Source organism: Desulfovibrio desulfuricans (assembly GCF_004801255.1).
GTDB classification, from domain to species: domain Bacteria; phylum Desulfobacterota; class Desulfovibrionia; order Desulfovibrionales; family Desulfovibrionaceae; genus Desulfovibrio; species Desulfovibrio desulfuricans_C.
In genome coordinates this window covers 2,824,938-2,836,942 of the sequence record NZ_CP036295.1, presented here as the reverse complement: position 1 = coordinate 2,836,942, position 12,005 = coordinate 2,824,938, and the positions used below count along the sequence as shown (strand labels likewise).

The 12,005-nt window shown below is 63.5% G+C and carries 9 protein-coding genes; all 9 read right to left on the bottom strand.

What is annotated here, in order from left to right:
- Positions 1 to 23: 23 nt before the first annotated feature.
- Positions 24 to 1,103, bottom strand: coding sequence for a flagellar biosynthesis protein FlhB (flhB, locus tag DDIC_RS11920; protein WP_136400643.1), 1,080 nt, complete (start codon positions 1,101 to 1,103; stop codon positions 24 to 26).
- Positions 1,104 to 1,287: 184 nt separating this feature from the next.
- Positions 1,288 to 2,016, bottom strand: coding sequence for a prephenate dehydrogenase (locus tag DDIC_RS11915; RefSeq protein ID WP_247647603.1), 729 nt, complete (start codon positions 2,014 to 2,016; stop codon positions 1,288 to 1,290).
- A gap of 137 nt (positions 2,017 to 2,153) precedes the next feature.
- Positions 2,154 to 3,590 (bottom strand): 3-phosphoshikimate 1-carboxyvinyltransferase, encoded by a 1,437-nt coding sequence (locus DDIC_RS11910; RefSeq protein ID WP_136400641.1) that lies wholly within the window; start codon positions 3,588 to 3,590, stop codon positions 2,154 to 2,156.
- Positions 3,587 to 4,813, bottom strand: a complete 1,227-nt coding sequence (pheA, locus tag DDIC_RS11905) for a prephenate dehydratase (RefSeq protein ID WP_136400640.1) — start codon at positions 4,811 to 4,813, stop codon at positions 3,587 to 3,589. Before pheA ends, DDIC_RS11910 begins: the two co-directional genes overlap by 4 nt.
- Position 4,814: 1 nt before the next feature.
- Positions 4,815 to 5,798, bottom strand: coding sequence for a 3-dehydroquinate synthase II family protein (locus tag DDIC_RS11900; protein WP_136400639.1), 984 nt, complete (start codon positions 5,796 to 5,798; stop codon positions 4,815 to 4,817).
- Between the two features lie 5 nt (positions 5,799 to 5,803).
- Entirely contained in the window at positions 5,804 to 6,601 is a 798-nt protein-coding gene (locus tag DDIC_RS11895; RefSeq protein WP_136400638.1) for a 2-amino-3,7-dideoxy-D-threo-hept-6-ulosonate synthase, read from the bottom strand.
- A gap of 339 nt (positions 6,602 to 6,940) precedes the next feature.
- Positions 6,941 to 7,999, bottom strand: coding sequence for a DHH family phosphoesterase (locus tag DDIC_RS11890; protein WP_136400637.1), 1,059 nt, complete (start codon positions 7,997 to 7,999; stop codon positions 6,941 to 6,943).
- A gap of 15 nt (positions 8,000 to 8,014) precedes the next feature.
- Positions 8,015 to 8,932: a cobamide remodeling phosphodiesterase CbiR gene (gene cbiR, locus DDIC_RS11885; protein ID WP_247647475.1), complete on the bottom strand. Its 918-nt coding sequence runs from the start codon at positions 8,930 to 8,932 to the stop codon at positions 8,015 to 8,017.
- Positions 8,933 to 9,059: 127 nt separating this feature from the next.
- A complete protein-coding gene (locus DDIC_RS11880) occupies positions 9,060 to 11,972 on the bottom strand; it encodes an insulinase family protein (protein ID WP_136400636.1) in 2,913 nt (970 codons plus the stop codon).
- Positions 11,973 to 12,005 lie beyond the last annotated feature (33 nt).

The window sequence follows — 12,005 nt, the reverse complement described above, 5'->3', positions numbered from 1 at the left end:
GTCTGGCAAAAATCATTGTCCCTCTAGGGTCTGCCCACCTTGGGCTTGAGCTTCCAGATGCTGGCCAGCACTGCGGCCACAGCTTTGTATAGCTCCTCGGGAATCATGTCGCCCACTTCTGCGGACTTATACAAAGCCCGTGCCAGAGGCACGTTTTCGCGGATGGGCACACGGTGCTCGCGGGCGATTTCCTTGATTTTTTCGGCCATATGGTCCGCGCCCTTGGCCAGCACTATCGGCGCGGGGGCCTCGGACGAATTGTAGCTGAGCGCCACGGCGATGTGGGTAGGGTTGGTAACCACCACGTCGGCCTTGGGCACGTCGGCCAACATGCGCCTGCTCATGACTTCCATCATCTTTTTGCGCTGTTGCCCCTTGATCACAGGGTCGCCGTCGACCTGCTTCTGTTCGTCCTTTACTTCCGACTTGGTCATCTTCATGCCCTCGTTGTAGGCAAAGCGCGACTGCCAGACGTCAAAAACGGCAATGGCCATGATGGGCATGAGCGCATAGCAGACCAGCTTGAAGGCCATGTGCAGCATGTACGCGGCCACGCCCTCGGTACTGGCATAGTACATGGGCAAAAAGTTTTGGTATTCCTTATAGATGATCCAACCGGGGATGATCCCCAGGACAAGCGAAAACAGCAGGCTTTTGATGGTGCGCAGGGCGGTCTGGGGCGAGAGCAGCATCTGCTTGAGCCCCTGCACGATGTTGAAACGCTCAAATTTGGGGTGCATAATCTTGGTTGACCAGAGTTTGCCGACCTGCAGGCGCTGGGCCGTAAAGGCCAGAAAAGCCAGCGTCAGCAAGATGGGCATGATCATGCGGCAGATTTCAAGGGTGAGGTCGATGCTGAGGCTGTAGACGTTCTCCGGGTTGGGATCAAATTCCCAGGCATGCGTGAGAAAATGCCGGAACAGGCGTTTGATGTCGTCGGTCATGGGGCCGATCCAGGCATACATGATGGCGGCGCCGCCCAGCAGGCTGACGGCTTTGCCCAGCTCAGGCGATTTGGGTACGTTGCCCTCATCGCGCTGTTTGCTTACGCGTTTGGGAGTCGCTTTTTCCGTTCTGCTTGGGTCTTGCTGCGCACCGAACATGCTGTCACCGCCGTTGCTTGATTGGCGCTTTTAAGCGCCTTGGCGTGGTACTAGCAAAAAATATGCCCGTCAGGTTACTGGCGGGCATGCTGCGGGCGCGTCAGCGGCTACGCGTAAAAAAGCAGAACAGGTCATGGCAAGACGCACCGGGGCGCTCGGCTGGGGGCAAATCCGCAGCTGGGCCCTAGTTTTTGTCCGCCGGGTCGTCCTGCCACCACCAGCGGGCGCGCTGGCAGAGCAGGTCGATATCGCCGGCCGCGGCAAGGTTGAGCATCTGCCTGTACTGGCGCACGGCTTCGTAGCTGTAGGGGTTGGCCTCAAACAGCCCCGCAAACATGTGCGCGTCTTCGGTCAGCATCTTGCGGGCCGCATTTTGGCGGCGGCGAAACGAGGGCGTCAAAAAAGGCAGCAGGTCATCCTGCCCCGACAGCAGGGCAAAGTAGGCAACGCTGGTGATAAAATTCATGTTCTGGATGCGGGCCATGGCCTTGTCGTGCTTTTCGGCAGAGGAGCCAAACACACGGCAGCCCAGGGCGGTAAAAAAGCCCGCCGCCAGCTCTACTTGCTCTTGCGCCGCATTGGCCCCTGGCACAATGGCCACAGGCTGGTCTGCATCCGGGTCCGGCTGGGGGCCAAACAGGGGGTGCGTGCCCACCACGGGGCCAGCCCAGGCTTTTTCCATCTGCCGCAGCGGAATTTCCTTTACCGAGGTGATGTCCGCGAGCACCGCCGTGGGCGGCAGGTGCGGGCAGACGGCGGTGATAACCTCGCTGAACACGGCTGCGGGCACGCAGATGACGGCCAGATCGACCCCGGCGCAGCCTGCGGCCAGCACCTGATCTGTCAGGGGCACGTCAATGCCCTCCACCCTGAGACCCGCCGCGCGGGCGCGGCCAAGCAGCATCGCGCCCATGCGTCCCGTGGAGCCGACAATGACAGTTTTTACGGGGTTACGTGGGCAAAAGCCGGTAAATCCGTCAAATCCATCCTCCGCAGCGGTCTCGCCGCCGTGCCGGGCGGCGGGGCTGCCGCCCCTTTGTTTATTGCCGTTCATGCCAGGTGCTCCCAGATATTCCAGAATTGCGGAAACGACTTGCGCACCACCATGGGGTCGTCCAGCAGATCGCGAATTTTTACCTCTGGCTGGCGCAGGCCCAGCAGGGCCAGCGACATGGCGATGCGGTGGTCGTTGTGGGCCGAAAGGGCAACCCCCTGCGGCAGGCGGGGAAAGGCGGGTTTGCCGTTGCCGCGCCCGGCCAGACCGTGAACAAGCATGCCGTCGGAGAGCTGGTCGATCCCCACGCCCGCCTTGGTCAGCTCCTGAGCCGGAGCGCTGATGCGGTCCGATTCCTTAAAACGCAGGTGGGCCACATTGCTGATGCGCGTGGAGCCCTGCGCGCAGGCCGCCAGCACGGCCACTGTGGGCACAAGGTCAGGGCAGTCGCCCATGTCCAGCTCCACCCCGTGCAGGGCTGATGGGTATACGGTGACGGAGTCGGGCGTCAGCCGCATGCGCGCGCCCATGCGCTGCAAAATTTCCAGCATGGCCCGGTCGCCCTGCAGCGAATCGGTGCGCAGGCCCTCAACACGCACAGGGCGCAGGCCCAGAGCACCGGCAGCCAGCAGGTAAGATGCGCCGGACCAGTCGCCTTCAACCGTGTAATCGCCTGCCTGATACGCGCCTGGGTGTACGGTAACGCGCAGGCGGCCGGGCTGGGCGGCCTTGAGCTCGCGCCACGCGCCGGGGGGCAATAGCTCCCACGCAGCACCTGCCTGCGGACGGGTTTGCACCTCAAAGCGGATGCCGTAGTCGGTCAGGCATTGCAGGGTAAGCCCCACATAGGGCCACGAAACCGCTTTTTGTCCGCCGAGCGTCACAGACAGGGGCGCGGGCCCCATGGGCGCTGCCAGCAGCAGGCCCGAAAAATACTGGCTTGAAATATCCATGCCCAGCTCCACCTCGCCCCCGCACTGGGCAGGGTTGAGGCCGTGGGCGTGCAGCACCAGGGGCGGACAGTCGGGTTTGCCCTCAAACGTGGCGGTAAGGCCCAGATTTTTTAGCGCGTCGGTGAGCTCGCCAATGGGCCGCTCGTGCATGCGCGGCGCGCCGTGGATGCGAAACTCGCCTTCGCCTGCGGCCAGCACTGCCGTAAGCAGTCTGCAGGTAGTGCCTGATTCTTCCACGTCGCACGACAGGGGGCTTTGGGCCGTGCCGCCGCGCGGCTTGCCGTCCATGCCGGTCACGCGCCACGCGCCTGCGGCCTGCGTGCTTTCGGGCAGGGTTTCCATACTGGCCCCCGCGCCGCACAAAATGGCCCGCGTGCGCTCAAGGTCGCGGCTTTCAAGGGTATGACGCACTGTGGACACGCCCTGCGCCAGGGCCGCGCCGATAAGATAGCGGTGCGAGACCGATTTGGACGCGGGCGCGGTGACGCTCACCGTGGCCTGTTCTTCAGCCGCCGAAACGGCAAGGGTGCTCTGGCTCATGAGGCAAGTTGCTCCGGTGTTTCCGAGTGGAGGTCAAGACGGTCCAGTTGCGGCCCTGTGGGGTAGCTGCCCAGAATACGGAAGCTTGTGCATACTTCGTGCAGCTTTTCCAGCAGCGGGGCGTAGCGCGGATCTTCCAGATCGCTTTCCACGTCGGCAAAGAAAACGTACTTCCAGCGCTGGCCGCGCAGGGGGCGCGACTCCAGCTTGCGCATGTTGATGCCGTTGACGGCCAGCAGGTCAAGCACGCTTGAGAGGGCTCCGGCCTTGTCGGCAGTGGTGAACAGCAGCGAGGTTTTGTCCGCGCCGGTATGGCCGGGCTGGGGGCCGCCCGTGCGGCTGCCCGAACGGGCGTCGCCGGGGCCGATAATGACAAAGCGCGTCCAGTTGCCGGGTTCGTCTTCGATGCGCCGGGCCAGAATGGCTATGCCCATGAGGTCGGCCAGCTTGCCGTGGCCGATGGCGGCGGCGTCCTCCTTGCCAGCCGCGTACTGGGCGGCTGCCGCGGTGGACTCAACCGGCACGAGGCCCGCGCCGGGCAGATGGGCGCGCAGCCACGCGCCGCACTGGGCCAGCGGCTGGGGGTGCGAATACACCGTGCGCACGGCGGCCAGTGAAGGGGCGTTGCTCAAAAGGCAGTGCGAAATGCGCGAAAAGAGTTCGGCCTGAATGTGCACGTCGTACTTCAAAAACAGGTCAAAGCTCACGCCCACGGTTCCCTGCAGCGAGTTTTCGAGCGGTACAACGCCCAGCTCGCACTGGCCTGAGGCAACCTCTTGAAAAACCTGGGTTATATCGCTGCATGGGCGAAACTTGGCCGTGTGCCCAAGGTATTCCACCCCTGCAAAATAGGAAAAAGTGCCCTCCGGGCCGAGGTAGGCCACATTCTGGGGCCGTTGCAGCGAGCGCGAGGAAGAAAAAATTTCGCGCCAGATGGCCCGCAGGTGGTCTTCGGGCAGGGGGCCGGGGTTGCGCGTGGCCAGACTGTCCAGCACTTCTTTTTCGCGCAGGGGCTTAAAGATGATGCCGGGCACGTCGGCCTTGATGCGGCCCACCTCAAGGCTCAGGGCCGCACGCTGGTTAAAGAGCTCCAGCAGGTTTTGATCCACCGCGTCGATCTCGTGCCGGATGGCGGCCAGGCGCGCGCCCGCCTCGTCGGGAGAGGCCTTTGGGGCCTGGGCATTGGTCTGGTCTTTGGGCCAGTGGCTGTTGCTGTCGTCCATGCTAGATCTCCCGGATGTCTTCGCTTATGCGCATGCCAAAATGGCGGCCAGCTTCATCCAGCCGGCACAGCACGGTGTCGCCGGGTTTCAGGCCCACGACGCTCACCGGTTCTCCGTCGGGGGTGGTCAGGCGGATGGTTTCGGCATTCTGCAAAAACACCGTGCCGGTTTTGACGCCGTCTTCGGTGGCAACCTGGGCTTCAACCAGCAGCATGGGGCGCACTTCGATTTTTACCCGGCCAAGGGTGGCAAGGCTTGTCTCGCCGTTGGCGTCCACAATCAGCACTTCCTGCCCGGCCTTGAATTCGCCAAGGTAGGTGGTTTTGTCGCCGGGCAGGCGCACATAGGCGTGCACGGCCCCTGCGTTGACCCTGAAGGGGCGGGCGGCGACGTATTCGTTGCGCTCTGTTTCGGCGTGCACCAGAAAGGTAAAGGCGCTGGAATTGCCCACCAGCATGCCCTGCCCCTTGTGCAGGATGGAAAGCGTATCGGCGCAGACGCGGTGGCCGAGGCCCACGGATTCCACGCGGGTCACCACGGCGGGCAGCAGTTCTTCGCGCCCCTGGGCCAGCTTGCACTGGGCCACTATGGTTTTGAGGTCGGCAACCGCCCCTCTGGATACAACAATGCCCGCCACGCCGCGTTCCAAAATTCCTGCGGCAAGGCGGGCCTCGTCCAGCGTAGCGGCCTCAGCCAGAACGCTGTCGCTCTGGGCCAGAAGGTTTTCTACGGGTATGACCTCCCAGCCGCGAGCCAGCACCACGCGCTCGCCGCTGCGCAGCCGTTCGAGCACGGCTTCTTCGTCGGCCTTTACATTGAGGGCCATGGTGGTGGTGTCCTCGGCGGCCCACACAGGGCAGCGCGAAAGACCGGCCACCTGCTCCGCATGTTCGCGGGGCACAATAACGCCGTCCACGCCAGACTCCAGCGCCAGGGTCACGTCGCCCTTGTCAAAAGGAACGCAGTTGAAATAGATGCGGGACATGCGGGTTATTCTCCTACGATTTCCAAGGCCTGATCAACGGAGGCGTTTTCGTGCACGATGCCGCGCAGGGCCTTGACCAGCGCCACGCGGTTGGGATGCTGGAAGACGTTGCGGCCCACAGAAATGCCCGCGCCGCCCGCATCAAGCGAATCCTTGACCATCTGGAGAATCTGACGGGTGGAATCCATGCGCTCGCCGCCGGCAATAACCACGGGCACGCAACAGGCGGCCACCACTTCAGAGAAGCTGTCCACGTCTCCGGTGTAGGGAACCTTGACGATGTCCGCGCCCAGCTCCACGCCCACGCGAGCGCAGTGCGCCACCACGTCCTTGGCGTATCCGTTCTGGACCTGCGGGCCGCGAGCGTACATCATGGCCAGCAGGGGAATGCCCCAGTTGTCGCACGATTCGGCCACGCGGCCCAGGTCGGCCAGCATGAGCCGCTCGTTGGGGTCGCCCAGGTTGACGTGCACCGAGACGCAGTCCGCGCCGTGCTTGATGGCTTCTTCAACCGTGGCCACAAGGGTTTTGGTGTTGCCGAGGGGCGAAAGGGTCGTGGAGGCGGAAAGATGGATGATAAGGCCAATGTCGCTGCCCGCGTTGCGGTGGCCGCAACGCACCAGGCCCTTGTGCATGAGCACGGCGTCCGCGCCGCCCGTGGCCATGTCGTTGACGGCGTCACGCATGTCCACCAGTCCCTCGACCGCGCCAATGGTTACGCCGTGGTCCATGGGAACAATGATGGTACGGCCGTTTGCGCGGTTGATGATGCGTTCGAGACGAATTTTTTTACCAAGGTACATGGGCTCGCTCCTTTCAGTCTGCTGCTTTGAGGTGACCCGCGTGTGGCGGGGTTTGCCGCATCTTTTCCGGCGGCCCATACAAAAAAAGGGCCGCTGGCTTGTTGCCTGCGGCCCGTTGAACTTTGTAACTTTTTTGCGTCAGCAAAGCTCCCGACCACAGGCTCCGGTAAAATACGCAAAAAAATACCAGCTAAAGATGCCGGCGGCGTAGGAGGAGGTGTGGTTGGAAGAAATGCGCTGCATATAAATACCCTTAAAAATTTTCTGGTTAAAAACTACGCGGCAGATAAATGTCTGTCAACAGAAAAATGGATTATTGCCTGCTTTTTATGGGCTGGCTCAGGCCGCGCCCCGTTCCACCGGGTCTGTGGGGTTTTCGCCGCCCTTCTTGGGCCGCAGTTTTCGCGTCTCCAGACGTTTAAGCACAAACTCGCCAGGCCTGAGGCCTTCGGGAACTGCGGAAAGCGGAAACTCCGCCCGCGCAAGGTTGCGGTGCCCGCCAGCCACGCCCACGTCATAAAAGCAGGCGTCCGCCAGACGTCCAATGTCGCGCCCCCCGTCGCCCCGAAAGATCACGATGACGGTTTTGTCCACAATGCCGCTTACGGCTATCCAGCGCAGGCCGTGCACCCGCGTAAAAAAGTCGGCCACGGCCACCAGCAGATCGGCGCTGTTGACCTCGTTGAGCGAAGCAAACGCGCCGCCGCCACGGCAATCGGCCAGAGAGCGAAAGGCGCGTGAAAACAGCGGCAGCCATTCGCGCAGGTATTCGCTACGCAAGATGCGCCGCAGCAGGTTGTTGTCCGCATGGCGCGAGAGCCACTGGTACGCCCGAAAGTCGTCCTCGCCGCCCGAGCGCTCAAAGGCGGCGGTATCGGTGCGTATGCCGTAGAGCAGGGCAGTGGCCAGCCGTGGGCCGGGCCGCATGCGCAGGACCTTGAGGTAGCGGGTCATCATGGTGCTGGTGGCCCCCATGCCGGGGCGGATATCGCGAAAGGCCGCCGGGCCTGCCAGCGTGCAGGCCGTAACGTTGGGCACGGCGCGGGGCAGGGGGTGGTGGTCTATTATGCAGTCAAAGTGCAGCCCCAGAAAGGCCTTGTTGTGGTGCGGCTGCGAATCGACCATGGCGTAACGTGTGTACTGCCCGGCGTTTTCGGGCTGCCACGCGATAACGGGAATATTGAGGTAGCGGATCATGGCCAGGTTGTCTGGCCGTGTGACCTCGTTGATGCGGGCGATGTCCACGCCGTGGACTTTGTGAATCATAATTCGCTTGAGCGCCAGCGCCGAGGCCAGGGCGTCGGGGTCGGCATTGATGAGGATACACCAGCGGTCATCCTTGCAAAGACCTGCCCGCCATTTCTGCAGCAGGGGGATGTGGTCCGTAGCACCAGCCATGGTTCTCCTTTTAGCTCATCGGGCAAGATGTGGTTGCGCAAGCGCGTCCAAAACCGGCAACGAAGAAGCCAGCCCCTTCCAGTTGAATATCTCCGCAAGATGCACCGCATCGGAGGCGAAGCGCTCCATGAGGGCGGCTGCAATCTGCAGCTGCGGCTCTGTCAGCGCCGTGAGCGGCAGATGCCGGTCGCCGTCGCCGGGCGCACTCCAGTGCACCAGTGCCGCCTGCTCTGGCAAAGACGAAAATAACAAATTTTTTTGACCATATCCCAGTAGGTGCCCTACGTCCAGACACAGGCCAAGGCCGTGATCCTGCAAAAAACCTTGCCCAAGGCCGTGGATGTCGCTGTGCTTCACGTTTTCGAGCAACAAGGGGATATGGCTGTATTTTTTCCAGTGGTGGGCAAAACCGGCCAGCAGGCGGCGTTGCCGTTGCGGCGAGCCTTCCGGCGGGTGCAGCACGGCGCGGCGCGGCTGAAGAAACGCGGCCCTGTCCAGCACCGCAAGGGCCAGCCGTGCCGCCGTGCGGGCGGGATGAACGGCGCTGCTTTTTGTCGGCCAGGGCAGATCCACCGGCAGGTGGGCGTGCCAGCGCAGGGGCAGGGCAGCCAGGTCGGGCGGCAGATCGGCGGGGCCGTAGTTCAGGCAGGCCTGGGTTTCAAACAGGCACAGGCCCACCTCGTCTACCCTGTCGGCCAAAAAACGGGCGTTTTCGCCCACGCCTGCGGGTATTACAAAGGAGGGCGCGGCAAGCCGCCCGGCCAGCGGGTGCGCCCCTGTATACGCTTTTGACGGTTTTTCCCCCGGTGCTGCTGGCCTGGTCTGCGGCTGTTTTTCCGGCTGTTCCCCCAATGGTTCCGCAACAGGGGGCCTTGCGTGCGCCGCGCTCTGCTGCTCTCTGTCTGTTGCGGTCTGGCGGGGTTGGTCTGGCATGCGGCTGATCCTTATATATGGATGCGCGACGTATCAGTTTTCCGGCGGCGAACATCCGGGGCCTCAAGACGCAAAGGGGGAGATTTTGGGCAAATCTCCCCCTTTGCCGTCAGACAATCGGTTGGGGTTACACCAGTTTGGTGCTGCTCCAGCCGTGCTCCTTGGCGGCGGCTTCGGTCTTGGGGCCGCCCAGCACGCAGGTGGCCCCGGTGCGCGCGGCCTCGGCCAGCACCTCGGCAAACTCGCGGAAGTGCTTTTCTGTCGTGGAGAGTATCTCGTCGCGCATGAGGGCGCGGGCGGCGTCATTGTCGTCCGTGAGCCAGCGCGATAGGGACTGCGCGCCCTTGGCGTCGGGCAGCAGATAACTGTCTATGTCGCCAACGGCTCCCACGATGGCCTGGGTAAGCTGGGCCTTGTCGGGGCTGAAGCCTCGCAGGTATTCGGCCATGCCGTCAAAGGCCGCCAGCGTGTCCTCCACGTTGGGGTCGCGGTACGAGGCGCACACCAGGGTGCCGCCCAGGCGGTCAAGATTGCAAAAGGCCCCGTAAGCCCCGCCGCGCACGCGCACGCGCTCCCACAGGTAGCCCATGCGCAGGTAGCGCAGGATGACGCTGGCCGAACCGTGGTACACATAGCCCTGATCGTATATGTTGGCGGCCTTGCCCACATAGTTGATCTGGGCTGGAGCGATAAAGGCCTCGCCCATGGGCAGATCAAGCGGGGCGCTGCCAAAGCCTGATTCAGACCCCGCTCGCGCTGGCGCAAGGGCGCGCAGCAGCTGACGGGCCTCGGCCTCGACCAGGGCCAGGCCTTGCGTCTCGGCGGTGCAGTCAAAGATGGCGCCGGGGCGGGCGATGATGCGCGAGCGCAGCTCTTCCAGGTCGTCAAGGACGGACTGCGCGTCCGTATCCATGCGTTGCAGCAGGCCGCGCACGTTTTCAAGGTAGCTCAGGCCGGAGGTGCGCTCGTTCAGCGCGCTGGCGCCGTTGAAGCGCGCCCGCAGGCGCGAGCTGACGGCGGCATGTCCTGCCGATTGCAGGCCGTGCTCCAGCCGGGCCTTGGCCTCAAGCAGCATCTGCCCCAGCCGCTCGCGCAGCACGTCCGCGTTCTTGATGGGCTCCAGCAGGATTTCGCGGGTCAGGGCAAAGAGGTCGGGCAGCTTGTCGTACACGGCCTTGCCCGCCACGCTGAGGTAGCCAATGGTTTTGCGGCTGCCCCGCACAAGCCCCAGCAGGGGGTCTGCGCCAAGCCCGCCGGTTTTTGCGGCCATGAGCGCGCCCAACTCGGTAAAGTCGCGCCGCGCGGTGCCCGTCTCGGTGAGGGAGCGGGCAAAAAGCGGCAGCAGGGGCGCAAGCCTGTCGGGCACGTTGGTGAGCGGCAGCAGCAGGGTTGTGTAGGCAATGCCCTGCGTGGGCAGCTCGTGCGTCAAAAAGGTCTCGGGCAGCTCGGCCATGGCCCGGGGGATAATGGCGTTTTCGCGCGGCAGGTCTTCCAGCCCCAGGGCCGGAATGGTCGCCAGCGCCTCAGGGCTGTCGGGAGCCTCCTGGGCTTCCATCAGGCGGGCGGTTTCGGCAACCATGCGGGCGCGTTGGTCGGAACCGGCGGCGGCCTGCACCGAGTCCACGCGGGCTTTTTCCGCCTCGTCGCGCAGCTGTCCCAGCTTGGCGTCGGGCATCAGGATGACGGTTGCCCTGTGCTCGTTGTTGAGGAACCAGTCCTTGATGGCCTGCTCGAACACGGGTTCGCCCGCTTCGATGCGGGCCTTGAGCGCGTTGAGCGGCGCTTCCCAGGCCAGGGGAGCCAGCGGGTCGCCGTCATACAGCCAGGTGGTCAGCGACTGCACCATGGCGGCCAGCCCCCGGGGGAAGCGGCCTGAATTGTTTTCGCGGTAGGCGAATTCCACGCTGTTGACGGCGGCTTCGACGGCGGAGCGGGGGATACCTTCTTCCACCAGCTGGGCCAGCGTGTCAAAAATAAGCAGCTCGGCCTGCTGCACGTCGCGCGGGGCCACGCCCTTGAGTCCGGTGGAGTAGTACATCTGGCGCAGGTCGGTTTCGAGCCCGCAGCCGGTGGTGTCCTCGCCGAGGCCCGAGGCGATGAGCGCCTTGCGCAGGGGGGAGCCGGGCAGGCCCTCAAGGATATGCTCGAGCATCTCCATCAGCAGTGCCTGATGCACGTCGCCGCGCTCGCCCAGCAGCCAGTTGACCGTGAACAGGGCGCGCTTTTCGTCCTTGGAGGCCGCGTAGGGCACCTCGATCTGGCGCGGGGTCTCGAGCCGGGGCTGCAGGGGCACTGCGGAATCGACCGGTCGGGCCGTATAGCCCTCAAGGGCGGCGGCGGTCAGGCGCAGGCGTTCGTCCTCCGGGTCGTCGCCCCAAAAGAAAAAGCGGGCGTTGCTCGGGTGATAGTAACGGCTGTGAAAGTCGTAAAAGGCTTCGTAGGTGAGGTCGGGGATGTTTGCGGGGTTGCCGCCAGAATCAAGGCTGTACAACGTGTCGGGAAACAGCGCCTGCTGGCTCTGCTCTGCCAGCACGGAGTCGGGCGAGGAATAGACGCCCTTCATTTCATTGTAGACCACGCCCTTGTACGACCATGGGCCGTCGGAGGTTTCGGCCTCCACGTGCCAGCCTTCCTGCCTGAAAATGTCTTCGGTAATGCGCGGGTGAAAGACGGCGTCGATGTAAACGTCGGTGAGGTTGTAAAAATCGCGCAGGTTGCAGCTTGCGATGGGGTAGCAGGTCTTGTCGGGATAGGTAAAGGCGTTGAGAAACGTGCTCAGCGAGCCCTTGAGCAGCTCTACAAAGGGTTCCTTGACGGGGTATTTGTCCGACCCGCAGAGCACGGAATGCTCGAGTATATGGGCGACGCCCGTGGAATCTGCGGGCGGCGTGCGAAAGCTCACGCCAAAGCATTTGTTTTCGTCGCCGTTGACGACGGAGAGCAGCTGCGCGCCGGTGGCGTCGTGCCGCCACAAACGGGCGGTGCCGTCCACTTCGTGCAGGTATTGTTCGGTAAGGAGTGTAAAACCGTGCTTGTTCATGGTGAATCCTGAGGTGTTGATGTGCTGGGGCCC

Bases quoted from the DNA above. Each gene is read 5' to 3' on its own strand.
- flhB (WP_136400643.1), bottom strand. From the start codon at position 1,103: ATGTTCGGTGCGCAGCAAGACCCAAGCAGAACGGAAAAAGCGACTCCC.
- DDIC_RS11915 (WP_247647603.1), bottom strand. From the start codon at position 2,016: ATGGGCGCGATGCTGCTTGGCCGCGCCCGCGCGGCGGGTCTCAGGGTG.
- DDIC_RS11910 (WP_136400641.1), bottom strand. From the start codon at position 3,590: ATGAGCCAGAGCACCCTTGCCGTTTCGGCGGCTGAAGAACAGGCCACG.
- pheA (WP_136400640.1), bottom strand. From the start codon at position 4,813: ATGGACGACAGCAACAGCCACTGGCCCAAAGACCAGACCAATGCCCAG.
- DDIC_RS11900 (WP_136400639.1), bottom strand. From the start codon at position 5,798: ATGTCCCGCATCTATTTCAACTGCGTTCCTTTTGACAAGGGCGACGTG.
- DDIC_RS11895 (WP_136400638.1), bottom strand. From the start codon at position 6,601: ATGTACCTTGGTAAAAAAATTCGTCTCGAACGCATCATCAACCGCGCA.
- DDIC_RS11890 (WP_136400637.1), bottom strand. From the start codon at position 7,999: ATGGCTGGTGCTACGGACCACATCCCCCTGCTGCAGAAATGGCGGGCA.
- cbiR (WP_247647475.1), bottom strand. From the start codon at position 8,932: ATGCCAGACCAACCCCGCCAGACCGCAACAGACAGAGAGCAGCAGAGC.
- DDIC_RS11880 (WP_136400636.1), bottom strand. From the start codon at position 11,972: ATGAACAAGCACGGTTTTACACTCCTTACCGAACAATACCTGCACGAA.